Origin of the sequence: Pseudoduganella umbonata (assembly GCF_014192225.1) — a bacterium.
In the GTDB taxonomy this organism is placed as follows: domain Bacteria; phylum Pseudomonadota; class Gammaproteobacteria; order Burkholderiales; family Burkholderiaceae_D; genus Rugamonas; species Rugamonas umbonata.
Genome location: NZ_JACHXS010000004.1, coordinates 445,210 through 469,955, shown reverse-complemented (window position 1 = coordinate 469,955; position 24,746 = coordinate 445,210). Strand labels below are relative to the sequence as shown.

The following is a 24,746-nucleotide window of genomic DNA, read 5'->3' as shown; positions in this document are numbered from 1 at the left end:
GCCGCCATGCATCCGCACCCAACTACCGAGGCGGCCGGCGCCGCCGCCGGCAGTGCGGCATCGCCGCGCCAGGCCGGCACGGCGCAGGGCATCGCGCTGATGGCGATCATGGCCATGCCCACGCTGGCGCTGGCCGCGCTGGTACCGGGCCTGCCGCAACTGTTCCAGCAGTTTTCCGCGGTGCCGAACTTCCAGCTGCTGGTGCCGATGATCATCACGATTCCCTCGCTGTGCGTGGCGCTGTTCTCCGGGTTCATGGGCGCCATCGCCGACCGCTGGGGGCGGCGCCGGCTGCTGCTGGTGTCGCTGTTCGCCTTCGCGCTGCTGGGCCTCGCGCCGATGCTGTTCGACAGCCTGCTGCTGATCGTCGCCAGCCGCGTGATCGTGGGGCTGGCCGAAGCGGCCATCCTCACCGTGGGCAATGCGCTGATGGGGGACTATTTCGAGGGCGAGCAGCGGCAGAAGTGGCTGGGCTACCAGAACATGTTCGCGCCGCTGATCGGCTCGGCCATCCTGCTGTCGGGCGGCTTCCTGGCCGGCATGCACTGGCGCTATCCGTTCCTGCTGTACCTGAGCGGCTTCGCCGTGTTCGCGCTGGCGTTCTTCGTGTGCGCGGAGCCCCGCAGGGCCGCAACCGGCGCGGCGCGGCCGGCCGCGACGCCGTTCCCGTGGCGCGTGTCGCTGCTGGTGTGCGGCGTGACGATCCTGTTCGCGCTGGTGTTCTTCGTGCAGGCGGTACAGCACGGGCGCATCTTCGCCGACATGGGCGTGTCCTCGCCGGAACGCATCAGCGTGCTGGCCACCGTCGCCAGCCTGGGCACCGTGCTGGGCGGCTACCTGTTCAAGCGCTGCGCCGGCATGACGGTGACGATGTGGATGGCCGTCGTGCTGGCCTTCTACGGCGTCAGCTACGTCGGCGTGGCCTGGGCGCCCAGCCTGTTCACCGGCCTGCCGCTCGATGCGCTGGGCCAGGTCGGCGGCGGCCTGATGCTGCCGGTGCTCGTTACGTGGGCGCTGCAGCACTACGGCTTCGAACACCGCGGCCGCGGCATGGGCCTGTGGGGCGGGGCGTTCTTCCTGGGCCAGTTCCTCAGCCCGCCATTGCTGACGCTGATCGGCAGCTTCGGCTTCACCTTCCTCGGCAGCGTGGCCGTGGTGGGCGCGCTGTGCGCCGCCGCCGCGCTGGCCATCGCCATCATTCACCTGAAAGAGAAATGACCATGCAACTGGCAGCCTGTATCGAATGGATGTTCGCCGACGCCGGCGCGGACCTGGCCTCGCGCATCCGAGCCGCCGGCGCGGCCGGCGTGACCTCCGTGGAATTCCACCTGTGGCGCGACAAGCCGCTCGACGCGATCGAAGCGGCGCTGCGCGAGGGCGGCGTGCGCCTGCGCAGCTTCTGCGTCGACCCGCGCCGCAGCCTCGCCGATCCCGCCGACCACGATGCCGTGCTGGCGGCCGTGGCCGACGCGATCCCGGTGGCCCGGCGTTTCGACGGCGCGGCGATGATCGTCGCTTCCGGCTTCACCCGGCCCGGCGTGCCGGAGCAGGAGCAGTTCGACGCCGTGGTCGCGGTGCTGAAGCGCGCCGCGGCACTGGCGGAGGAATCGGGCACCATGCTGTGGCTCGAACCCGTGTACATGATCGTCGGCGGCCAGCGCATGTTCGTCGACACGATCGGCCGCGGCCTCGATATCGTCGCCGCCGTCGACAGCCCGGCGCTGCGCCTGCTGGCCGACGCCTACCACTCCGCGCAGACGGGCGAGGCGTTCGGGCCGGCCATCAGGGGGCGCATCGCGCTGGTGGGCCACGTGCAGGTCGCCGATACCGAAGGCCGGCACGAGCCGGGCACCGGGAAGATCGACTGGGGGCAGTTAATGTCGGCCCTGCGCGACGAAGGCTACGGCGGCGAGATCGGGCTGGAATACTTCCCCACGCTGCCCGACGCCGCCTCGCTGGCCGCGGCGCGCAAGGCGCTGGGCCTGGCCGGCTGACACGCAAGTCCAAGCAACGAAAACCGGTGACAGACACCAGTTTCCAGGAAATATTGCAAAAAAACCGGTGACAGACACCAGTTTCCAGGAAATATTGCAAAAAAACCGGAGCCTGTCACCGGTTTCGGCGCGCTGGTGTCGGACACCGGTTCTTCGGTGTCGGACACCGGTTTTCTCCAGCGTGCCGGCAGCACTCATGCAAACACCGGTGTCCGACACCATGAAACCGGTGTCCGACACCAGGGACGCGAACGTCATCGGCGGTGATGAGAGCCTGTCACCGGTCCTGGCATACCTTCATTTTTACCTTCCGCCCCGGCGCACCGCAGGGCGGGGGCGCTTCTTCATAACCGGAGTTCTGGTTATAATCTCTCGCTGTCCCGCCTTCCCTCAACCGTCACCTTCCCGCGACTTCCATGCCACCCATCAGCGCCCATGCCCGCGTGCCCAAGCAGGGCCGCAGCCGCGAATCGTTCGAGCGCATCATCGTTGCCACGATCGAACTGCTGCGCGAACGCGCGTACGACCAGATCACGCTGGCGGAAATCTGCCAGCGCTCCGGCGTTTCCACCGGTTCGCTGTATGGCCGGGTCGACGGCAAGGACGAGCTGCTGCGCGTGGTGCAGGTGCGCTTCCTGGAAAACCTGGCCGAACAGTTCACCGTCGAAGCGGACCGCATCGCCGCCGAGGCGCGCGGCCTTGCGCAGGTGGTGCCGGCCGTTGTGGCGAGCCTCGGCAACCTCCTCAAGGAACACGCCAGCGTGCTGCGCTCGTTCATGCTGCGCGGTTCCACCGATCCCGTGATCGGCGCGGCGGGCAAGAAGGCGGCGTTTGACAATCATGCGATGTTCATCCGCCTGATTCTGGCGTGCCGCGACGAGATCCGCCATGCCCACCCGGAGCGCGCCGTCGAAACGGGCATGCTGCTCATCTATGCCACGCAGGCGCGCTTCCTTGGCCTGGACAGCATCGGCCGCAATGCGTTCGGCAGCAATTCGGCCACGCAGGACGAACTGTCGGACTGGCGGCAACTGCTGGGAGACCTTTCCGACATGCTGCTGGCGTTCCTGCTGTTCAAGCCCGGGCGCTAGCGATCGTCCGGCGGTCTAGACGTCGATGATCTCGATGCATTTTCGCAGGACCGTCAACTTGTCCATGCCTGCCGAGGGACTCCATTCATGGCTGACGAAACCGGTAAAGCCCTGCTCGGCAATGACGCGGGCAACGTGCCGGTAATTCAGTTCCTGCGTGTCGTCGATCTCGTTCCGCCCGGGCACGCCACCCGTATGGAAATGACCGATCCACTGCATATTGGCACGCAGGAAGTTCGTGATGTTTCCGTCCATGAGCTGGGCATGGTACAGGTCGACCAGCAATTTCACGTCTGGCGAGTTCACTTTGCTGACCACGTCCAGTCCCCAGGACAGGTGGTCGAACATGCTGCCGGGCGGAACAGGGGGGCCGCCGCTGTGGCCCGAGTTGATATTCTCGATCGTCAACGTGACGCCGCGCCGTTCCGCCTGTGCGCTGACCCGGCGCAGGAAGGCCAGTGCATTGCGTTTGCCCTCTTCATAGCCGATGGCGGCACGGTCGCCGCAGGTAAGGATGATGTTCGGGATGCCGTGCAGGGCCGCGGCATCGATCCGGTCGCGCAGCGCCGCCTCGAATGCGCCACCCTGGTCCGGCGTGCCGATCGCATTCCAGCCGGGCGGTCCCGCAGGCGCCCTGCCGGGGCGGGATAGCCCGCCGCCATGATCCACGCGCAGCATCGTCATGGTCAGCCCATGCCTTTTCAGCAGGGGCCAGTCGGCGGGGTCGCTGACGAAATCCAGCCCTTTGATTCCCAGTGCGACGGCCATCCTGCAGGTATCGTCGAGATCGGCATTGAAAAGGTGCGGTGTCAGGCCCTGGCGCAGCCTGCCGCGCAGTGGCGGAAAGGACGGGTAGGCGTGTGCCGGTCTTGCCGGCAGAAGCATGGCGGCACCGGACGCGCCGAGGAACGCCAGCAGTTGCCTGCGGTGGGAACTGACTGATTTCATGGTTTGCCTTTTGCAGGGTTATGGAAACGCCGGAGCCGCCTTCGCTGAGCGAGACCGGCCGCCATGCCAAGGAGAGCCTCAATGGCCATGCACCGGCCGCTGTCCCGTGGCCGGCATGACCCTCGCCAGCCGCGTCGTCAGGTACATCGCCATGGCCAGCAGCACCAGCAGTACCGGCAGTGCATGCAGGTAGGCCTCCGCATAGCGCGCGGCCGCGGCGCTGCCGATCCCCGCCGCATGGAAAAACACCCAGCCCGTCAGTGCCACGCCCACCGCGCCGGCAATCTGCTGCACGGCGGTGAACAGGCCGGCCGCCACGCCAGCATCGGCCATCGGCACATCCTGCAGGGTCGCGTTCGACAGCTGCGGCCCGCACAGCCCCATGCCCAGGCCCATGCCGAACTGCGCCAGCAGCAGGGGCACGTAGGCGAGCTGGCCGCCATGCACCGACCATGCCGCCAGCACCAGGCTGGCGCAGGACACGCCAGTGCCGATCAGCATCACGCGCACGCCGAGCCGGCGGAACAGCCAGGGGCCCAGCAGCACGATGCCGCCCATCGCGCCGGCGGCGATCGGTGCGCAGGCGTAGGCCATGTCGGCGGCGCTCATGCCGAGCCCGGTCTGCAGCACGAACGTCATCGCCAGCAGGTGGCCGGGCAGGACCGGATTGATGCACAGCGTGCACAGCAGGCCCATCGCCACCTTGCGGCGCTTCAGCAGTGCCGGGTCGACGAGGGCGTTGCCGCGCGTGGCCTGGCGCCAGCGCAGGTAGCGCACCGTGCCCCAGGCCAGCGGCACGGTGGCGCCCAGCAGCGCCACCAGGCCGGCCGGCCAGCCGCGTGTCGGGCCTTCGATCAGCGGCGCCAGCAGCGCGAACAGCACCAGCACGGACAGCGCGGCGCCGCCCAGGTCGATGCGCCCGGCGTTCACGCCACGGCCCGGCGGCAGCAGCAGCCAGCCGGCGGCCAGGCTGAACAGGCCGATCGGCAGGTTGATCAGGAAGGTCAGCCGCCAGCCCAGGCCGAACCAGTTGGCGTCGATCAGCAGGCCGCCCACGATCGGCCCCAGCGCGGCGGAAAAGCCGCCCAGGAAGCCGAACACGGTGTACACCTTGTAGCGCTGCTCGGGCGGGTACATGACCTGCACCAGCGCCATCACCTGGGGCACCATCAGCGCCGCGCTGACGCCCTGCAGCAGCCGGGCCACCTGCAGCGCCAGCGCATCCGGCGCCAGGCCGCACGCCACGGATGTCAGCGTGAACAGCGCGATCCCGGCCAGGAACATGCGGCGGTAGCCCAGGCTGTCGCCCAGGCGGCCGCCGACGATCAGCAGCACGGCGAACGCCATCGCATAGCCGGCGATGATCCATTCCAGTGCCGCCTTGCTGGCGCCGATGCCCGATTCGATCGACGGTATCGCCACGTTGATGATGGTGGTGTCGAGCAGGTCCATCACGAAGGCCAGCGCGACTGCCACGAGGGCCAGCGTGCGGCGGCGCGGGGTGAATGCCGCGGCGGCGGCAAAAGCGCTGCCCTCCGTGGCGGTAACGGTATCGTTCATTTCTGTATCCAGGTTGTTCAGGCGCCGTTTGCAACGTTTACAACGGCGCCGCGGTTGGTCAAACGGTGGCGGCGATGGCGATGACCTGTTCGCGGATCCAGCGGATCGCCGGGTCGTTGTTGCGGTGCTTGTGCCACTGCAGCATCTGCACCAGCCGCGGGATGCGCGGCGGCGGTTCCCACAGGCGGATCGGCAGCGTGCGCTGCGCCTGCAGCGCGATGCGCCGGTGCACGGTGGCGATGCGGTCGGTGCCGACCACCAGCGAGGGCAGGGCGGTCAGCGTCGGCGCCGTGACTTCGACGCGGCGCTTCACGTCGAAGCTCTCCATGAACCAGCCGTCGAACGTGGCCAGCGGATTGCCCGTCGTGAAGGCGGCCGTGACGTGGCCGCAGGCCAGGTAATCGTCGAACGTCAGGCGGTCGCGCACGCGGCTGTTGCCTTCCCACGTCACGCACAGGTAGTCGTCCTCGAACAGCGCGGCCGACGGATGGTCCTTCGACAGGTATTGCGACGGGATGACGAGGAAATCGGCCTCGCCCCGCTCCAGCAGGTCGGCCGGTTTTTCCTGCTGGTGGCGCAGGTGCACGCGCAGGCCGGGCGCCTCACGGTACAGCGTTTCCAGCAGCGGCGGCACCAGCACCGCCGTGGTGTAGTCGGACACCAGCAGGACCACGTCGCGCGACTCGCTGGCCGGGTCGAACACGGGCTGGGTGGCGATCGTGGTATCGATGCGCATCAGCACTTCGCGCACCGGTTCCACCAGGTCGCGCGCCCGCGGCGTGAGCATCATCTGGCGGCCCGCCGCCACCAGCAGCTCATCGTTGAAATAGGCCCGCAACCGTGCCAGCGCACTGCTGGTGGCCGACTGGCTGAGGAACACCTTTTCGGCCGCATGCGTGATGTTGCGCTCGGTGAGCAGCGCATTGAGGATCACCAGCAGGTTCAGGTCGAGCTTGTTGAAACGCATTGCATCTCCAGTACGCTCCAGTGCGTGGTCGGGTGAAAAAACGCTCCGAATATAGCCAAGAAACCGCCCGGCGACAGGGCCGGAGGGCTATTCAAGTTTTGGATATCAGCTATCCATACAATCCGGTAGCGTGGATAAATTTTTTGATGGGAAAACCCCAAGGAAAGCGATATCATAATTCGAATTCTGATTTTTAACCAGTTCGAACGGCCGCAGAGCCGTACAGGTAGAAACCTACAACCGACGGAGACAAAGATGCAGAACAACGGTCCTCAAGCAGTCCGCCAGGCCGACTGGCGCCAGGGCTGGATCCTGGTTTTTTCAGGCTTCCTGCCCGTGATGGCGATCATCGCGCTCGCCCCCACGCTGCCCACGCTGCTGGCGCATTTCCACGACGTTCCCAATGCCAAGCTGATGGTGCCGCTGCTGATCACGGCCCCCAGCGCCTGCATCGCGCTGTTCGCCCCGGCCGCCGGCGCGATCGCCGACCGCTTCGGCCGCCGCAAGCTGCTGCTGTGGGCGATGGCGTTCTACGGCTGCGGCGGCCTGATGCCGTTCTTCATCGACGACTTCTGGGCCGTGGTGGCGGGGCGCTTCGTGATCGGCATCGGCGAAGCCGGCGTGCTCACCGTCGTCAACACGCTGCTGGCCGACTATTTCGAAGAGCAGGCGCGCCACCGCTGGCTGATGATCCAGGGCGTGGTCGGCTCGATGCTCGGCACGCTGACGATCGCCGGTTCCGGCTTCCTGGCCGCGCAGGGCTGGCAATTCCCGTTCCTCGTGTATGGCGTGGCCATCCCGATCTTCCTGGCCAGCCTGGTCTACCTGTTCGAGCCGGGCACGCGCGGGCCGCGGCAGGCCAGGGCGCCGGGCGCCGCGCCGGCCACGCCGTTCCCCTACAGGGTGGCGCTGATGGTGTGCGGCGTGACGGTGGTGCTGTCGACGATCTACTACGTGCAGGTCATTAACTTCTCGCTGCTCCTCAAGGAGATGGGCGTGGGCGATCCGAAATCGATCGGCCTGTGGATGGCCATTCCCAGCATCGGCGTACCGATCGGCGCGGTGGTGTTCAAGCTGACCACGCGCTACGGCGCCGGCGCGCAGATCTTCCTGGTCTTCCTGTGCTACGCGATCGGCCTGGGCGGCATCGGCATCGCACCCGACTATAAAGTGGCGCTGGCCTTCGCCTTCGTGCAGCAGCTGGCCAACGGCATCATCGTGCCGGCGCTGATCGCCTGGACCCAGAGCAAGTTCTCGTTCGAGCATCGCGGCCAGGGCATGGGCTGGTGGGCCAGTTCCTTCTTCGTCGCCCAGTTCCTGTCGCCGGCCGCCGTGAACGCGATGCGCGGCCTGGTCGGCGACCTGCAGGCCGCGTTCCTGGCCTTCGGCATCGTCGCCGGCGTGTTCGCCATCGGCGCCTGCCTGCTGCGCCTGCGCCGGCCGCCCGCGCCTTCCGGCGCGTTCTCCTAGCGCCTCCCTCCACGGGCCGGAACGCTGCGGCGGACCGGCCGGTTTTCCAGCCCGAATCAACCATGGCCCGACCCGGCCAGGGACTTTTGCATCCCAAAACAAGCGAGGATCATATGAGCAAACCCCACGACATCAAGCGCGGCGTCTCCCTGTACAGCTACCAGTACGAGACGTTCCTGCGCAAGATGACACTCGACGACTGCATCGCCCACGCCGCCAGCCTCGGCGCGCGCGGCATCGAAGTCGTCAGCGAACAATCGTTCAGCGGCTTTCCCGACGTGCCGCAGCAGCAGATCGACGGCTGGTTCGCATCGCTGGAACGGCATGGCGCGTACCCCCAGTGCCACGACATGTTCCTCGACGTGAAGCTCTACAAGGACCGCAGGCTGAACTTCGACGAGATGGTGGCATCGCTGCAGCGCGACCTGCGCTTCGCCAAGCGCCTCGGCTGCCGCAACGTGCGCGTGATCGTCAACACGCCGCCCGAAGTGGTGGTGGCCTGCGTGCCGCTGGCCGAGGAGCTCGACGTGCGCATGGGCATCGAGGTGCATTCGCCGTTCCACTTCGACCACCCGTGGATCCTGCGCTACACGGAGCTCACGCGCGCCACCGGTTCCGACCACGTGGGCTACGTGCCGGACATGGGCATGTACACGAAACACTACCCGCCGGTATTCCGCGACCGCTTCCTGCGCATGGGCGCCACGCCGAAGATCGTCGAACACATCCTCGAAGCCCATGCGGCGCGCGTGCTGGCCGACTACGTGCTGATGGACGTGCGCAAGATGGGCGGCAATGCCGTCGACCTGCAGATGGCCGAGACGCTGCGCCACAACATCTGGAGCAATCCGCGCCGCATGCTCGAATTCATGCCGTGGATCTTCAACATCCACGCCAAGTTCTACGAGATCGACGACAGCGGCCGCGAACCGGCCATCCCTTACGACGAAATCGTCGCGGTGCTGATAGAAGGGGGCTACCAGGGCCACCTGTCCAGCGAATACGAGGGCCAGCGCCATATCGAGGACGCGTTCGAGGTCGATGGCCGCGAACAGGTACGGCGGCAGCAGGAAATGTTCAAGCGCCTGCTTGGCGAAGACTGAAGAATAAGGAGAAAACCATGTACGACCAGCACATCATCTATCCCGGCAGCGTGCGCAACGCGGACGACGGCTCCGGCTGGCAACTGGGCGCGCGCCTGCCGTACTACCGCGGCCAGATCCTGTCGGCCGTCGAGGATATCGCGCTGACCGTGGACGGCGCGAAGGTGCCGCGCGACCAGGTGCGCTTCACGGTGCGCGGCCGCACCTATACGCTCGACGAACTGGAAACCGAGTACGTGGAGCGGTGGGAATTCGGCGAAGTGGCGCAGGTATCGGTACTGCAGCCCGGCGGCCTGCCGGCCGGCGAACACCAGGTGACCGCAGCGGTGCAGCTGCGCATCTCTTACCTGCCATGGAGCCCGGTTACAAGCTGCACGATCGCTGCAAGCATCGGTGCAAGCGTCGGCGCCGCGCAGCCATGACCACCGCGGCCACGGGCGCAGCGGGCTCGTTCGCCGCCGCGCCATCGATGGCCGCGCACTGAAACTGTCCGGCACCGCCACGCAACGGCGGACCGGCAACGTATTCCACTTGACGGGCGCCAGCGCGCCTCACGCATGGCATGAAGCCGTGCGGGCGCGGCTTCGCCCGCGTGCGCCCGCCGCGCATGCCTGTGTATTCACCGTATCGATGCCTGCCATCCAAACAATCACACTGGAAGGCACACCGAAACGGGCAGTCCAGCAACTATCATTTTTCGCACAAACACAGAAACCAACGGCGGATTCCAAGCTGCCGGAAGACCAGGAGACGAAAATGAAACACCCCAAGCTCAGCTCGATCACCCAGGCCCTTTGCGCGGCAGGCTGCCTGTCGCTGGCCGGCGGCGCCGCCGCGCAGGCCGGTGACGCCAGCCAGGAAGCGCGGCCGGACCGCGGCGGCATCGCCGAGGTGATCATCACCGCGCAGAAGGTGGCGCAGCCGGCCAGCAAGACGCCGCTGGCCCTGTCCGTCATCTCCGGCGACGACCTGAAGAACGCCGGCACCAACGACCCCCGTGCGCTGGCCGAGTCGCTGCCCAACGTGGAAATCGCCCAGGAGAGCGGCATGCTGCAGGTCTCGATCCGCGGCGTGACGAGCCTGGACATGACGGAGAAGGGCGACCCGTCGGCCGCGTTCCACGTCGATGGCGCCTACATCCCGCGCTACGAAGCGCAGGCCGCCGCGTTCTTCGACCTGGACCGGATCGAAGTGCTGCGCGGCCCGCAGGGCACGCTGTATGGCCGCAACGCCACCGCCGGCGCGATCAACCTGATCACGAACAAGCCGAGCCGCAAGCTGGAAGGCAAGGTCGGTGTCGAACTGGGCAATTACAGCACGCGCCGCGTCGATGCGATGCTGAACGTGCCGATCGGCGACAACTGGGCGATGCGCGCGGCCATCAACACGAACCGGCACGACACGTACTACAACGCGGGCCCGAACAGGATCGAACTGGAAAGCCAGGACGACAAATCGGCGCGCCTGCACCTGCTGGGCAATTTCGGCAAGGACACCAGCCTGTTGCTGACGGCCGAGAAGAACAAGATCGGCGGCGGCGCCTCGTCGCCGGTGCCGATCACCAACTTCTTCGACGGCGAACTGATCGGCAAGCTGGGCTTCACGCCGGCCGGCCGGGGCAACCACATCAAGGACCCGGTCTATGTCGACCGCGGCAATGACGTGCAGCGCACCAACTTCTGGGAATTCAAGCAGGATGCCGGCTCGCACCGCGACAACGAGGCCACGTCGCTGCGCGGCGAGTTCAAGACGCGCCTGGGCGGCGTCGACCTGACGTACCAGCTGGCGAAGATGTCGCTGAACCTGGACCAGCTGAACAACGGCGTCTACTTCGGCTTCCCGTTCACCACGCTGAACGTGGGCGACAGCGATGCGGTCTCGCATGAGTTCCGCCTCAATTCCACCGGCACCGGGCCGCTGCGCTGGGTGGCCGGCGTCTACAAGTTCGACGAGGACATCTTCCGCCGCGCCGCCTACACCACCTACGTGACGGCGCCGTTCGGCCAGTTCAACATCGTGCTGCCGTTCCTGGCCACGCTGAACAACAAGTCGACGGCGGCGTTCGGGCAGGCCACCTATGCGGTGCGCGGCGATACCCGCGTCATCGTCGGCGTGCGCCGCACCCGCGACCGCAAGTCCGGCTACGATCCGCTGAGCGGCGAAGCGGCGGTGGCGCCGGCCACCGAAAGCTCGAAGGCCTATTCGGAAGACGTCCGCTTCAACAACACCAGCTGGAAGATCGGCCTCGATCACGACCTGCGTTCCAACGTGATGGTGTACGGCAGCGTCTCGACGGGCTACAAGGCCGGCGGCTTCAATGCCGAGCGCGATACCGGCGTGTACCGCCCGGAGACGCTGAAGGCATACGAAGCAGGCATCAAGGGCCGCTTCCTGGAGAACCGCCTGCAGCTGTCCGCCAACGTGTTCCACTATGCGTATGAAGACCAGCAGCTGACGACGACGACCTGCCGCACCAACGATCCGGCCTCGTGCCACTCGTTCACGGCGAACGCGGCCAACTCGGAAGTCGACGGCGCCGAGTTCGAGGGGCAGCTGCGGGTGTTCGGCGACGGCACGCTGCGCGCCAGCCTGGCCTTCACGGATGCGAAATACAAGCAATACCATCCGACCGCGACGATCGATTTTTCCGGCCAGAAGCTGGACCGGGCGCCGACGTCGACGGTCGGCCTGGGCTACACCCACCATTTCGCGGTGGCCAACGGCGGCGAGATCACCGCTTCCGTCAACACCCGGCACTCGACGTCGTACTACATCAGCGACCCGGTCGAAGGCATCCGCTACCGCCAGCCGTCGTACTGGAAGTCCGACGCGTCGATCGGCTATGCCAATCCGGACGGCACCTGGAATGTCCAGCTGTTCGTGAAGAACATCGAAGACACGGTCAAGATCGAAAGCCGCGTGCCGGGTTCGTTCTTCCTCAACGATCCGCGCACCTACGGCGTGCGTGCCGCGTACAACTTCTGACGGACACGCATCGTCCGTCAGTCAGCGTGGGGAACGGCGGGTACGCCCCACGCGTTGTCGTACAGGAGTTCGCCGATGTCGCGCCGGCTGTCCCAGCGCTCCGCCTGCAGCATCGGTTCAGGATAGAACGCATCGACATGCCCGACGCACAGCAGGGCGATGGGGCGGGCTCCTTCCGGCATGCCGCACAGCGCGCGCACATGCTCGGGATCGAACAGCGATACCCAGCCCACGCCGATGCCCTCGGCGCGCGCGGCCAGCCAGAAGTTCTGGATCGCGCACGAGGCCGACGCCAGGTCCATTTCCGGCATTGTGCGGCGGCCGAACACATAACGCTCGCGGCCCTCGACCAGGCCGACGACGAGCAGCTCGCCGCACGCCAGGATTCCCTCGACCTTCAGGCGCATGAACTCGCCGGACCGCTCGCCCAGCGCTTCGGCGGTGAGCGCGCGCTCCGCATCGACGTGGGCGTGCAGTGCACGGCGCAATGCGCCATCCGTGATCCGCAGGAAGCGCCACGGCTGCATGTAGCCGACGCTGGGCGCGGCATGGGCCGCGCCGATGAAGCGCGCCAGTTGCGCGGGATCGATGGGGTCGGGCAGGAAGTGCCGCATGTCGCGGCGCTCGCGGATCGCGCGGTACACCGCGTCGATCTCGTGCTGTTGGTACTGGTGGGGATTCGTCATGGGTCGCCAGGCTGGGCGTGGCCGGTTGCGGCCACGGGCGGACTGTATCATGAGCGGGCACCGGCCACTCACGAAAGGATCCGCCAGATGAATTTCCAGACCCTCGCAGCATTCGGCATTTCCGGGGTCTCCCTGGCGGCCTGCATAGGCTGGCCGGGTGCCAGGATCATCGAGGATACGCTTGGCACCAGCGTCACCGCGGAGGTGATCCGCACGCACTGGATGGCCGGACCGGAGCAGGCGGTGAAAACGGACCTGCCCCGGAAACTGCGCGAAAAATACGGGCCGGACATGGATATCGCCGAGGCGCAAGCAGCAGGCTTTGCATGCGGCGTCGATACCGCCGGTTGCGTGTTCGAAGGGACGATCGTCCGCGAACTGCTGAACCTTCCGGCGGCCAACCGCGCGCGGGCGAAAGAGCGGCTCAGGTTCCGCGTGGTTCTCCACCGCGCACAGCCGATCGACGTGACCGTGGCGGTGGCACACGAGCCGATGCCCTGAGCGGCCGCGCGCTCGGCTCGATCACTTCTTCGCGGCGGACTTCGGCAGCTCGCGCACCTGCGGCTTCTTCTCCGCCTCGGCAATCGCCGACTTGCAATCGGTATCCGGCACCTTGGTGACATTCACCAGCGGCAGCACGGCCGCCAGCGGCGACACGGCGGCCAGCGCGACGGCCGCGCCGGCCTTCATCGCCAGCGGGCCCTTGTACGGTCCCACGTCCGGATCGGCGAACGTGCCCTTCGCATACAGCGGCGTGCGCAGCGAGAAGATCCGGGTGCCCTTGGTTTTCGGGCGCACGTCCAGGTTCAGCTGCTCCTGCGCCAGGTCCACGTAGCCGGTCACGTCGACCACCGCTTCGTCCGTATCGAGCACGAAGCGCTGCACGTTGGCCCGGCCGTTGCGCACCGCCGCTTCGGCGGCCAGGCAGTTCATGTTGATCTGCTTGTCGCCGAACACCTTCACGAAGACCGCGTTGGCCACGTTCAGGCCGGCCAGTTCCAGCACGAACTGGCTGACCGAGCCCTGGGTCACCACGGCATTGAGTTCGCCGTTCGACGTGGCCAGCATCGATGCCACCGTATTGCCCTTGCCGGCCAGCGCCGCGTCGCCGTTGATCTCGCCGAAGCTGCCGCGCATCGATTCCAGTTTCGGGAACAGCTGGTTGATCTTCAGGTGCCGCGCGGCGACGCGGGCCTGCGCGTCGATGGCCTTGTCGCGGCCGTCGAGGGAGATATTGGAAATCACCTGGCCGCCCGCCATGCCGAACTGCAGCGGCGTGAGCTTCAGCACCTTGTCCTTCATGTGCAGGTCGGCCACCAGGTCGCGCAGCGGGATGTCGTTGGTGCGCACGATGCGCTTGCCGGTGAATTTCACGTCGGCATCGAGCGCGCCCCATTTCGACGTGTCGAATTCGCCGACCGGCAGTGCCTTGCCGGCCGCCGGTGCCTTCACCTTGCCGGCCGCTTTCGTGCCGGCGCCGGTGTCGGCGCCCACCGAAGGGCCCAGGTCGGCCAGGCGCAGCTGTTGCGACGTCAACTCGCCGCGCAGCAGCGCACGGGGCTTGCGCTGCGAATAGGACAGCGTGCCGGCGATGTCGCTGGCGCCGACCTTGCCGCTGAATTTCTGGTACGTGAACGTCCACGCGCCGGCGTCGTTCTTTTCGCCCAGCAGCCGGCCGTGGGTTTCGTACGGCGGCGTTACCGGAAGCAGCACGCCGGTCAGCGGATACAGCTCGCGCATGCTCGGTCCGGCCAGCTTCAGCTGCAGGTCCATGCCGGACAGCGATTTCGGATCGCTCAGCGTGCCTTTCACGCTGACCCGATTGCCGCCGAGATCGGCGTTTGCTTCGATCGGGAACGTGATGTCCGAACCGGTCAGCGTCAGCACCGCGCCGGCCTTGCCGCCGCCGGTAACCGGCGCCTTGTTGTACCGGCCGCCCAGCGTGAACGCCAGGCCGTAGGGCTGCGCGCCCGGCGCGGGGGGCGTGGAATTGCCGGAAGTATCGCCACTAAGCGATTTCGCGTCCGCGCGCAGGTCCAGGTTGATGGCTTCGTCCAGGTAGCGCAGCGTGCCGCTGGAGAACGCCAGGCGCTGGATGTCGACTTCCCATTCCGAAGGGCCGTTGTCCTTCAGCGTCCACGAATTGCTGCCGTCCTTGCGCCGCTGCAGCGCCACGTTCGGCTCGGCCAGCCGCAGGTCGGTGATGACGAATTCCTTGCCCAGCAGCGGCAGGATGCGGAAGCCCATGTCGACCCGTTTCGCCGTCGCCATCTGCTGGCCGACGGCACTCCACGCCGGGTTGCTCATGCGGATATTTTCCGCGCTGACATAGGGCCGCGGCACATAGCGGCGCCAGCCCGGCTCGCTGTCGAGGCCGCGGTGGAACTTCACGTCCAGGTTGCCCTGGATGGCGAATTCGCGCCCCGTGGTCTCGGAGACCTTGCGGTTGATGTACGGCCGCAGCATGTTCCAGTCGAACAGCGCGAACAGGATCAGTAATCCCACGATCGCCGCGAGAATGGCGCCCCCGATCTTGAGAGCCCTGGAATTTTTTTTCATAGCACTCGCCCACCTGGTTGTACGGCGCTCCACAGCCGAGACTGCTTTGTGCGCCAGAAAACATAAGGGTACCGCCGTTGCCGTGGCCCGTTTGTTAAACACACAACCATCTGTGCACATCGGCCATGACGGCCTGCCAACTGTGTGCGCCGCAGCCGACAAAATCCCGGCAAAGCGATAGCCAAAGGACATCGATTCGCTGGTTGTGCTGGACACGCTTTCAACATTAAAGCTACTGTTGCTGAAAGGTATTTCCTCTCCAGCGAGCCAGCCATGCGCCACTTATCCATCAAGCAAGCCTTCATTGCAACCTTCTTCCTCACCCTGTTGCTGGCGGCAGCGACGCTATGGGCAATGCTGCGCGTTTCCGACAAACAAGCGTCCGCCACGGCCGCCAGCCAGGCGCGCTACCAGTCCTACCTGCTGGCCGACGAATTGCGGCAGAGTTCCGACGACCTGACCCGGCTGGCCCGTACCTATGTGGTGTCCGGCGATGCGTCGTACGAGAGCCAGTACATGGACATCCTCGCCATCCGCAACGGCGCCAGGCCGCGCCCGGAGAACTACGGGCGCATCTACTGGGACTTCGTGGCCGGCGGCATGCCGGTGCCGCCGTCGTCCGGCCCGGCCGTCTCGCTGCAGGACCTGATGAAACAGGCCGGCTTCACGGAGCAGGAATTCGGCAAGCTGCAGGAAGCGCAGGCGAAATCGGATGGGCTGGTGAAAACCGAAGTGATCGCGATGCACGCCGTGAAAGGCCAGTTCGACGACGGCAAGGGCGGCTTCACGCGCCAGGGCGAGCCGGACCTGGAGATGGCGCGCCGCATCATGCACGATACCGCCTACCACCAGAACAAGGCGCGCATCATGCAGCCGCTGAACGAATTCCTGGCCATGCTCGATGCCCGCACGGCCGCCGCCGTGGCGCAGGCGGAAGGGGAAACGCGTACCGCGTTCGCGATGGCCGTGGTGCTGCTGGCCCTGTCGGTGGGCGGCACCGTGCTGTGCCTGCTGCTGGTGTACCGCTACATCGCGCGCAACCTGGCCAACGCCACCGCGACCGCCGCGCGGATCGCGCAAGGCGACCTGACCGAGGAGATCCGCGTCACCCATGACGACGAGGTGGGCATCCTGATGCGCGCCATCGCGACCATCAACGGCAACCTGGCCGGCATGATCGGCAAGATCCACGCCAGCACCGACGAGATGGCGGTGGCTACCGGCGAGATCGCACGCGGCAACGCCGACCTGTCGGCCCGCACCGAGTCGCAGGCCAGCTCGCTACAGCAGACCGCCAGCTCGATGGAATCGCTGACCCACGCGGTGCAGCGCAATGCCACCGATGCCGGCGAAGCGAACCGGCTGGCGGCCAACGCGTCGGCGATCGCCGCGCAGGGCGGCGACGTGGTGTCGAAGGTGGTCGGCACGATGGGCGCGATCCGCGACAGCTCGACCCGCATCGGCAACATTACCAGCGTGATCGACGGTATCGCCTTCCAGACCAACATCCTGGCGCTCAACGCCGCCGTGGAAGCGGCGCGCGCCGGCGAGCAGGGCCGTGGCTTCGCCGTGGTGGCAAGCGAGGTGCGCAACCTGGCCCAGCGCAGCGCCGCGGCGGCGCGCGAGATCAAGGAACTGATCGGCGATTCGGCCGGGACGGTGGAGCAGGGCGCGCGCATGGCCGACGAGGCGGGCAGGACGATGAGCCAGGTGGTGGAAGCCGTGCGCCAGCTGGAAGGCATCATGGCGGGCATCACCAGCGCCAGCGCCGAGCAGAGCACCGGCATCCAGGAAGTCAACCGCGCCGTCACGATGATGGACGACATCACCCAGCAGAACGCGGCGCTGGTCGAACAGGCCGCGGCCGCCGCGGAAAGCCTGCGCGAACAGGCGGCCGGCCTGTCGCAGGCCGTCGGCAGCTTCCGGCTGCGCGACTACACCGCGCAGGGGCATGTCGCAGCCACCCGTCGCGATCGGCTGCCGGCACACTGACCCCCTCCCGTCCGGCCGTCTCCGTACCGGCCGGGGGCCTTCGTTCAGCGCCCGATGCTGCGCCCGAGGAACTCCAGCATCGCCGCGGCGATCTCGCCGCCGTGGGTCTCGATGGCGAAGTGGCCCGAGTCGACGAAGCGCACCTCGGCCTTGCCGCTGTCGCGCCGGAATGCTTCGGCGCCGGCCGGCAGGAAGAACGGATCGTTCCTGCCCCAGATCGCCAGCGTGGGCGGCTGCCAGCGGCGCAGGAATGCGTGCAGCTGCGGGTAATGCGCGACGTTGCTGCCATAGTCGAGCAGCAGGTCCATCTGCGGCTCGACACCGATGCGTTCGATTGCCGCGTGCGCCAGTTGCCACGTCTCCGGCGCGATCAGCGACGCATCGGCGACCCCTTCCACGTACTGCCACCGCAGCATGTCCAGCGTATTGAAGGCGCGCAGCGCTTCGCGGTTGGCCGCGCTCGGCTCGGCCCAGGCGCGCCGCATCGGCGCCCACCCCTCGCTCAGCCCTTCCTCATACCCGTTGCCGTTCTGGCTGACGATCGCGGTGATCTTTTCCGGGTTGTTCACGGCCAGGCGCCAGCCGACCGGGGCGCCGTAATCGAACACGTAGATGGCGTAGCGTTCCAGCCCCTTGGCGCGGGTAAAGGCATCGATTACCGCGGCCAGGCTGTCGAAGGTCCACGCAAAGCCCGGCTTCACGCTGGTCTGCCCGAAGCCCGGCAGGTCGGGTGCGATCACGCGGTAGCTGCCCGCCAGTTGCGGGATCAGCTCGCGGAACATGTACGACGAGGCGCCGAAGCCGTGCAGCAGCAGCACGACCGGCGCTTCCGGCGCGCCCGCCTCGCGGTAGAACAGGTCGACGCCGTCGATGTCGATCGTGCGGTGGTGGACTTTGGCGGCATCTGCCGTGGCGCTGGCGGTGCGTGCGTTCATGACTTCTCCTCGGTATGCGGATCGGGTGGGTTGGATAACCTGTATAATTTAATTTAAATGGTTATGTGAGCTGGAGTGTGCGCCGCCTTTCGTAACCTGTCAATATGATTTTTAGAGGTTACTTGCATGTCGAACGCGGAACACCCGCCAGCCGAGGCCCCGCTGCTCGCCGACCACCTGGCCCTGGACCTGCTCAACACCGAAGCCCGCGACGATGGCACGGCCGTCGATTTCTGGCACAGCGGCGGCGATGTGCTGCGCTGGCTGGCGCGGCAGGGGATCGTTCCCCCCGCAGGCAGTGCGGAAATCGATCCGGCTGCGTTGCTGGCGCAGGCAGTGGCACTGCGCACGCTGGCGCGCGAACTGATCGGCCGGCGCAGCGCAGGGACGCCGACCGGCCTGGAACGATTGAACGCATACCTGCACACCCACGTCAGCGCGCCGCACCTGGCGCAGGGCGCCGACGGCAAGCCGGTACTGGTGCGTGTGCCGCGCGGCGGCGCGATCGCCGCATTGCTGGGCCCTGTCGCGGAGGCGGTTGCAGACTTGCTGGTGGCGGGCGATTTCGCGCTCGTCAGGCAGTGCGAGCACCCGGACTGCGTGCTGTGGTTCTACGACCGCACCAAGGCGCACAAGCGCCGCTGGTGCAGCATGGCGCTGTGCGGCAACCGCTACAAGGCGGCCCAGTTCAGGAAGAAGGCCGGCCAGGGAACGGCGGCATGAGCACCATCACGCTGGGCCCATTGGTGTTTCCGGTCCACGTGCTGCTGGCGCTGGTGGCCATCCTGCTCGCGACCGGGGTGGCCGACTGGTTCCACCGCCGGCGCGGCGCCGATGCCGGACCGCTGCTGTGGAAAATGATCGTCGCGGGCTTTGTCTGCGCGCGCCTGGTGTTCGTCTTCAAGCATCGCGACATCTATGCCGCGGCGCCGTGGACCGCGTTCGACATCCGCGACGGCGGCTTCGAACCTGCCATCGGCCTGGTCGCCGCGTGCGTGATCGGCGTGGAGCTGGTGCGGCGGCGCGAAGCGTTGCGCCGGCCGCTGCTGGTGTCGGTGCTGGCCGGTCTCGCGGCATGGGGCGGCGGCACGCTGGCGGTGCAATGGCTGGCACCGCCCGATGCGCCGATGCCGAACGTGACGGTGCGCCAGCTGGACGGCAGCGAGATCGCGCTGGCGCGCTTTGCCGGCAAGCCGCTGGTCGTCAACCTGTGGGCCACCTGGTGCCCGCCGTGCCGGCGCGAGATGCCGGTGCTGCACGCCGCGCAGGCCGCCAATGCGGACATCGGCTTCGTCTTCGTCAACCAGCGCGAATCGGCCGATACGGTGCGCCGCTTCCTGGCGGGGCAGGGGCTGCGGCTGCAGAACGTGGTCACCGATCCGGCCGGCCAGCTGGCGGCGGCGACCGGCTCGGCCGCCTACCCGACCACGCTGTTCTACGATGGCGACGGGCGGCTGGTGCTGCGGCACGTGGGCGAACTGTCGCAGGCCACGCTGCGCGACAAGCTGGAACGGATCCGCTGAAGCACGGGCAGCAGCGATGGCCGGCTGCCTCCGCAACAAGTGACCCGTCAGTGCGACGTCACGAGCTTCAGCCCGACGATGCCGCCGCCGATCATGGCAATGCACACCAGCCGCGCGGCGGAAGCGGATTCGCCGAACAGCACGATGCCCGCGATGGCCGTGCCGACGGCGCCGATGCCGGTCCAGATCGCGTACGCGGTGCCCACCGGCAGCGTGCGCAGCGCCCAGGACAGCAGGCCCACGCTGATCGCCATGGCCGCCAGCGTGCCCACGCTGGGCCACAGGCGGCTGAATCCTTCGGTGTATTTCAAGCCGACCGCCCAGCCGATTTCAAACAGTCCCGCAGCCACCAATATCAGCCAAACCATGATTTTCTTCCTCGATGAAAGGCCGAATGCCAGCCAGAGCGGGCATCCTATATAGTAAAAGCCGACGATAAAAGTCAGATACTATTAATTTTATTGACAGGTGGACCAATGGGCTTCGATGCCGACAATATCCGGCTGCTGCTGGCCGCCGTGGACAGGGGCTCGTTTTCGGCCGCCGCGCGGGCGTTGAACCGCGTGCCTTCGGCGGTGAGCATGGCGATCGCCAACCTGGAAGCGGAGCTGGGCGTGCAGTTGTTCGACCGCAGCGGCAGGGAGCCGAAGCCGACCGCCGCCGCGCTGGCGCTGCTGCCGCAGGCACGCCTGCTGGTCGAACAGATGCACCGGCTGGACATGCATGCGCGCGCCCTCACGCAGGGGCTGGAAACGGCGCTGGCGCTGGCCATTGTTCCCGAACTGGGCGCCGCGGCGCCCTGGAGCGACGCGCTGCGCCAGCTGGCCGCGGAGTTCCCGCTGCTGCAGGTGGAAGTGCTGACCGCGCCGCAGCAGGATGCGCTGGCCATGGTGCAAAGCGGGCGCGTGCACCTGGCGCTGGTGTTCGAGCGCTATGGCATGACGGCGGAGGAGAGCTTCCAGGAAATCGGCGAGGAAACGCTGGTTGCCGTGGTGGCGCCCCATCACCCGATGCTGGCCGGCGCGCGCGCCGGCGGCATCCGCGACGAGGACCTGCAATCGCAGCGCCAGGTCGTGGTGGCCGGGCGCGACTCGCAGCAGGTCGACAAGCGCTTCGCCATCTCGGCGATCCAGTGGCGCACCGACAGCCCGTCGGCGGCGCTGAGCCTCGTGGCGGCGGGGCTGGGCTGGGCGTGGCTGCCGTCGGGCTTCGTGCGCGATGCGGTGGCGGGCGGCAGCCTGGTACAGCTGCCGCTGCAGAACCTGACCAACGTGCTGCGGCTGTACGTCGACGTGGTCTGGGCGAGCCAGCGGCCGCTTGGGGTGGCGGCGCGCCGCTTCGTCGAGCTGCTCAACGCCCATCGGGCAGGGCAGGCCTGACCCGGCCGGGACCTCGCCCGGCCCTGGATGTCATCCGCCGGCCGGGCCGCCATGGCGCAGCGTGACGGGCCCCAGCAAGCCCGAGGGGAACAGCGCATCGCCCGCCTGGTAGGGATTGAACGTGGTCCAGGCAATGCGCCGTTCCGCGGGAAGGCCCGCATCCGCGATCAGCCGGTTCGCCCACAGGTTTGTCACCCGGATCTCCACGCGATTGCGGCCCCTGCGCAGGTGGCGGCTGACATCGCACGCGTACGGCGCCATCCACAGCGTTGCCGCTTCCGCGCCGTTGACGAACACGGTGGCCACCACCTCCACCTGGCCGAGATCGAGCCATGCCGTCCCTTGCGGCAGCCGCTGCAGGTCGAACTCCTTGCGGTACACCGCGGTGCCCGAGTAGTGGCGCACGCTGTCCAGCGCGTGCGTGGACCATGAGCCCAGTTCCGGCAGCACCAGCGCGGCGGGGCCGCCCCAGTCGGGATCGAAGCGCACCTGCCACGGCCCGCGCAGCGTGCGGCGCACGGGAACCTCGCCGATCAGCGGCAGGGGCGCCGGCAGTGGCGGCGCCGGCGGTACGGTGGGCGTGCCGAATACCACGAACACCGACGCATGCTGTTCCAGCCGCAGCGGTACCGACATGCCGGCCGGCGTGGTACGCGCACCGGGCAAGGCGAAGCGCCGGCCGCTGGCCGGGTCCCATGCCTGCGGCGCTCCGGCGCCGTCGCGGAACAGCGCTTCCACCGCGACGGGCCGCCCCCGGTGGTTGGCGACGAAATACAGGTCCATGCTGCCCACCTTGCGGTGCACGGCAAGCAGATCCAGCGGGTCGCGTCCGGGCGCATGGAAATCCCGGCCGATGCCCAGCCGCGCCAGGTGGACCGCCGGTTCCTCGCCCCACAGGACGAGGCCGGCGCCGACGCGGCGTTCGCCCCGCGCCGGCTGCGGTGCCGCGCCCCACAGTTCATCGGCGATGCGCAGCAGTTCCACGTCGCCGCCGCCGCCATCGGCGAAGGTGGGCGTGCGCCGTGGCCGCACCGGGCCGATGACGCGCGCGCCGCGGCGCACCAGGTCGAGCACGTGGCGCGCGGCGGCCAGCGTCATCGCGTCGCCGCCGGCCAGCACGAGCACCGGGTAGCGCATGCCACCCGGCATGACGAGGCAGCCGTCGTCGACATCGGCGCGCAGCAGTTCCCCGTCGCCGCATACATCGTAGTCGTGGCCGGGCGGCGGGGCCGGGCGCATGCGCGCGGTGGCGATCTTCAGCGGCGTGTCGCTGCCCAGGTGGTACAGCAGGTCCACCACCGGCCGGCCCAGCCCCAGCAGCCAGCAGGCGCGGCCCAGCATGTGCCAGAACGGCGCGCTTTGCGCCCACCAGGTGTTGTTGCGCTGGTAGGGCAGGAAGAATTTGTCCTCGGTGACGCCGGGCTTGCGCCGCCCTTCATACGGCTGGTGGTTGCCGGCCAGGACCACCATGCGGTTGATGCCGTTCGCTAAAGCGGCATCCGCGAACGGCTTCAGCACGGCGGGGTGGATGTGCGCCGGGCTGCCCGTGAAGGCCTCGGCGGCCGCGAACCGCTTGCCGTACAGGTGCGCCGCGCTGGCCGCTTCGCGGCAATCCATCGTGCCTTCCGGCTGGCTTTCGCCGCCGAACTGGTTGACCCAGAACTCGCCCATCGGGATGTCGACCCGGCCCTTGGCCTGGATATTATCGCCGGGCAGGCAGGTGGCGATGCCGGGCGCCTGCGCGGTAACCGTCATGCCGGCGGCGTGGGCGAGCGCCGTGAAGGTGCCGAAATATTCGTCGCTCATCAGGTCGGCGATCGTGCGGCGCACGTCGAACAGCACGCGGTCCGTCGTTTCCGCGCTGGCCACCGGGATGCCCGCCATCGCGGGCAGGTACCGCAGCAGGTCGTAGCCGCGCCGCTTGCGAAACTGCGCGACGAAATCCGGCGTCCAGTTCTGCGAGCCGTGTTCGGCGCTGTCGATGCCGATGCCCTCGATGCGCGCACCCGGCACGGCGCGCACCGCGGCCAGGATCGGGCCGATGTAGTGCTCGAACTGCACGCGCGTGGCGTGCGCGCTCAGCTTGTCGCATTCGAGTCCCAGCGCGCCCGGGTAGCCATGCTTGGTGCGTGCGCCGGTCGGCGTGTGGCCCAGCCGCAGGATCGTCCAGTCGCCGGGCGGTGCCTGCCAGTCCAGCGAACCGTCCGGCGCCAGGCGCGCCGTCAGGTCCACCACGGCGGCGGGATCGACGATTTCTCCGGGGCCGTAGCGCGGCGTGCGATCGGCCTCGGCAAAGTCCGCCAGGTTGCCGGCCTTGCTTTCCCAGCGGTCCACGCGGGCCGCGCCGCGCAGTACCAGGCCGCCGATCAGCAGGTCGCCGTCGTTGGCCGGGATATTGTGGCCCCAGCCGTGCAGGCGCAGGCGGAAGTGGCGCGCCGTCGTTGCCGCGAAAGATATGGTGAGCCGGTCCCACGATCCATGCTGGTAGCCCATGGCCGGCAGTTCCGCGACCGCCGTCCACCGCTCGCCATCGATGCTCGCTTCCAGCCTGCCGAGGGGAGGATTGCGGCGCATGCCCTGGCCCAGCGCATCGGGCCCCCAGCGGCCGGGCACCTGCGTGGCGATGACGGGCGCCTTGGAATTCTTGCGCTGCGTGAACGTCAGGCTGCGCAGCGTGACCGCGCTCCCGTAATCGAACGCGATCAGCACCGGCTGGCCGTCGGCGCGGGGGCGGATGCGCGCCTTGCGCCGGCCCGCTTCGGCTTCGCCCGCGGCGGGCACGCCGGCGAACAGCGCATCGAGATCGATGTCCGGATCGTTGCTGGTCGTTTTCGGCGCCGGCAGCGGCGCGGCACCGGCCGCGGCGGGCCAGGCAAGGCAGGCCACGTCGCGGTAGTACGCCAGGCCGGTTTCCGGCTGCCGCAGCTTCAGCGGCCGCCGCGTGCCTGCCGTCACGTGCGTTTCGCTGGCCACCAGCCGCTGCATGCCCAGCGCCGGCGTGATCCACGGTCCACCCGCCACGTAGCCGTTGCTCGCATTGATCTCCAGCGCAAGGCCGAGCCGCGCGCATTCGGCGGCGGCAAAGCGCACGCGCGCCAGCCATTCGGGCGACAGGCTCGCCAGCGAATCGGGCGCCGCCTTGAACACCTGCTCGTACAGCACCACGCCGCCGAAGCCGGCCTGGCGATACGCTTCCAGGTCGCCCGTGATGCCTTCGTCGGTGGTCACGGACTCGCCCCAGAACCACCAGATGCGCGGCCGGGCATGCATCGGCGGATCGGTGAAGGGCAGATAGAGATCGTTGCGCCCGGCCGCCGGCGCGGCGCCGGAAATGCGCGGCGCGAGCGTCAATGCCAGCGATGTGCCGGCCGTCGCCAGGAAGGCGCGCCGGGTCCAGAATGTCGGGTTGTCCATGCCTCTCCACCGGAGCGTTGTATGGCGCAGGGCTGCGCCGGATGTCCATAATATATTTAATACCACATGCCTTGCGCAGGGCCGGGTAATTCTCAGCTTCCTGATCGGGAGCCGGCAGGCCATCCAGCCTAACGCCCAGA

Annotated in this window: 20 protein-coding genes; 12 read left to right on the top strand and 8 right to left on the bottom strand. The window is 67.8% G+C overall.

What is annotated here, in order from left to right; translation table 11 throughout:
* The first annotated feature begins 6 nt into the window (after nucleotides 1-6).
* From FHS02_RS13840 to FHS02_RS13830, 3 genes are all read left to right on the top strand, one after another.
* Nucleotides 7-1,218: an MFS transporter gene (locus FHS02_RS13840; protein WP_137316994.1), complete on the top strand. Its 1,212-nt coding sequence runs from the start codon at nucleotides 7-9 to the stop codon at nucleotides 1,216-1,218.
* A complete protein-coding gene (locus FHS02_RS13835) occupies nucleotides 1,215-1,994 on the top strand; it encodes a TIM barrel protein (protein ID WP_217496871.1) in 780 nt (259 codons plus the stop codon). The genes FHS02_RS13840 and FHS02_RS13835 overlap by 4 nt, the downstream gene beginning before the upstream one ends.
* A 416-nt stretch (nucleotides 1,995-2,410) precedes the next feature.
* On the top strand, nucleotides 2,411-3,085 hold the full coding sequence (locus tag FHS02_RS13830) for a TetR/AcrR family transcriptional regulator (RefSeq protein WP_137316995.1): 675 nt from the start codon (nucleotides 2,411-2,413) through the stop codon (nucleotides 3,083-3,085).
* 15 nt (nucleotides 3,086-3,100) lie between these two features.
* On the opposite strand, the gene FHS02_RS13825 is transcribed toward FHS02_RS13830, so the two are convergent.
* The 3 genes from FHS02_RS13825 to FHS02_RS13815 form a co-directional block, all read right to left on the bottom strand.
* Nucleotides 3,101-4,033: a TIM barrel protein gene (locus tag FHS02_RS13825; protein ID WP_137316996.1), complete on the bottom strand. Its 933-nt coding sequence runs from the start codon at nucleotides 4,031-4,033 to the stop codon at nucleotides 3,101-3,103.
* 78 nt (nucleotides 4,034-4,111) lie between these two features.
* The gene (locus FHS02_RS13820) at nucleotides 4,112-5,593 is read right to left on the bottom strand and encodes an MFS transporter (protein ID WP_137316997.1); all 1,482 of its coding nucleotides are present in this window, start codon (nucleotides 5,591-5,593) and stop codon (nucleotides 4,112-4,114) included.
* A gap of 58 nt (nucleotides 5,594-5,651) precedes the next feature.
* The gene (locus tag FHS02_RS13815) at nucleotides 5,652-6,560 is read right to left on the bottom strand and encodes a LysR family transcriptional regulator (RefSeq protein ID WP_137316998.1); all 909 of its coding nucleotides are present in this window, start codon (nucleotides 6,558-6,560) and stop codon (nucleotides 5,652-5,654) included.
* Between the two features lie 255 nt (nucleotides 6,561-6,815).
* Between FHS02_RS13815 and FHS02_RS13810 the strand changes: the two genes are divergently transcribed.
* The 4 genes from FHS02_RS13810 (at nucleotide 6,816) to FHS02_RS13795 (ending at nucleotide 12,118) form a co-directional block, all read left to right on the top strand.
* Nucleotides 6,816-8,030, top strand: coding sequence for an MFS transporter (locus tag FHS02_RS13810; protein WP_137316999.1), 1,215 nt, complete (start codon nucleotides 6,816-6,818; stop codon nucleotides 8,028-8,030).
* A 113-nt stretch (nucleotides 8,031-8,143) separates the two neighbouring features.
* Nucleotides 8,144-9,133 (top strand): sugar phosphate isomerase/epimerase family protein, encoded by a 990-nt coding sequence (locus tag FHS02_RS13805; protein WP_137317000.1) that lies wholly within the window; start codon nucleotides 8,144-8,146, stop codon nucleotides 9,131-9,133.
* A gap of 17 nt (nucleotides 9,134-9,150) precedes the next feature.
* The gene (locus tag FHS02_RS13800; RefSeq protein WP_137317001.1) at nucleotides 9,151-9,555 is read left to right on the top strand and encodes a C-glycoside deglycosidase beta subunit domain-containing protein; all 405 of its coding nucleotides are present in this window, start codon (nucleotides 9,151-9,153) and stop codon (nucleotides 9,553-9,555) included.
* Between the two features lie 334 nt (nucleotides 9,556-9,889).
* Entirely contained in the window at nucleotides 9,890-12,118 is a 2,229-nt protein-coding gene (locus FHS02_RS13795) for a TonB-dependent receptor (RefSeq protein ID WP_137317002.1), read from the top strand.
* A 17-nt stretch (nucleotides 12,119-12,135) separates the two neighbouring features.
* Here FHS02_RS13795 and bluB read toward each other — a convergent pair whose 3' ends face one another.
* Nucleotides 12,136-12,804 (bottom strand): 5,6-dimethylbenzimidazole synthase, encoded by a 669-nt coding sequence (gene bluB, locus FHS02_RS13790; RefSeq protein ID WP_137317003.1) that lies wholly within the window; start codon nucleotides 12,802-12,804, stop codon nucleotides 12,136-12,138.
* An 87-nt stretch (nucleotides 12,805-12,891) separates the two neighbouring features.
* On the opposite strand from bluB, the gene FHS02_RS13785 reads away from it, so the two are divergent.
* Nucleotides 12,892-13,305, top strand: a complete 414-nt coding sequence (locus tag FHS02_RS13785) for a hypothetical protein (protein WP_137317004.1) — start codon at nucleotides 12,892-12,894, stop codon at nucleotides 13,303-13,305.
* Between the two features lie 21 nt (nucleotides 13,306-13,326).
* Here FHS02_RS13785 and FHS02_RS13780 read toward each other — a convergent pair whose 3' ends face one another.
* Nucleotides 13,327-15,363 (bottom strand): AsmA family protein, encoded by a 2,037-nt coding sequence (locus FHS02_RS13780; RefSeq protein ID WP_137317005.1) that lies wholly within the window; start codon nucleotides 15,361-15,363, stop codon nucleotides 13,327-13,329.
* Between the two features lie 273 nt (nucleotides 15,364-15,636).
* Between FHS02_RS13780 and FHS02_RS13775 the strand changes: the two genes are divergently transcribed.
* Entirely contained in the window at nucleotides 15,637-17,355 is a 1,719-nt protein-coding gene (locus FHS02_RS13775) for a methyl-accepting chemotaxis protein (protein ID WP_137317006.1), read from the top strand.
* A gap of 44 nt (nucleotides 17,356-17,399) precedes the next feature.
* Here the strand turns inward: FHS02_RS13775 and FHS02_RS13770 are convergent, their stop codons facing one another.
* Entirely contained in the window at nucleotides 17,400-18,290 is an 891-nt protein-coding gene (locus FHS02_RS13770) for an alpha/beta fold hydrolase (RefSeq protein WP_137317007.1), read from the bottom strand.
* Between the two features lie 126 nt (nucleotides 18,291-18,416).
* Here FHS02_RS13770 and FHS02_RS13765 point away from each other — a divergent pair, with 126 nt between their 5' ends.
* Nucleotides 18,417-19,013, top strand: coding sequence for a CGNR zinc finger domain-containing protein (locus tag FHS02_RS13765; protein WP_137317008.1), 597 nt, complete (start codon nucleotides 18,417-18,419; stop codon nucleotides 19,011-19,013).
* Nucleotides 19,010-19,813 (top strand): TlpA disulfide reductase family protein, encoded by an 804-nt coding sequence (locus tag FHS02_RS13760; protein ID WP_137317009.1) that lies wholly within the window; start codon nucleotides 19,010-19,012, stop codon nucleotides 19,811-19,813. Before FHS02_RS13765 ends, FHS02_RS13760 begins: the two co-directional genes overlap by 4 nt.
* A gap of 47 nt (nucleotides 19,814-19,860) precedes the next feature.
* Here the strand turns inward: FHS02_RS13760 and sugE are convergent, their stop codons facing one another.
* Nucleotides 19,861-20,181: a quaternary ammonium compound efflux SMR transporter SugE gene (gene sugE / locus FHS02_RS13755; protein WP_137317010.1), complete on the bottom strand. Its 321-nt coding sequence runs from the start codon at nucleotides 20,179-20,181 to the stop codon at nucleotides 19,861-19,863.
* A gap of 108 nt (nucleotides 20,182-20,289) precedes the next feature.
* On the opposite strand from sugE, the gene FHS02_RS13750 reads away from it, so the two are divergent.
* A complete protein-coding gene (locus FHS02_RS13750) occupies nucleotides 20,290-21,192 on the top strand; it encodes a LysR family transcriptional regulator (protein WP_137317011.1) in 903 nt (300 codons plus the stop codon).
* A gap of 30 nt (nucleotides 21,193-21,222) precedes the next feature.
* Here the strand turns inward: FHS02_RS13750 and FHS02_RS13745 are convergent, their stop codons facing one another.
* Nucleotides 21,223-24,606 (bottom strand): glycosyl hydrolase, encoded by a 3,384-nt coding sequence (locus FHS02_RS13745; protein WP_175424947.1) that lies wholly within the window; start codon nucleotides 24,604-24,606, stop codon nucleotides 21,223-21,225.
* Between the last annotated feature and the right edge of the window lie 140 nt (nucleotides 24,607-24,746).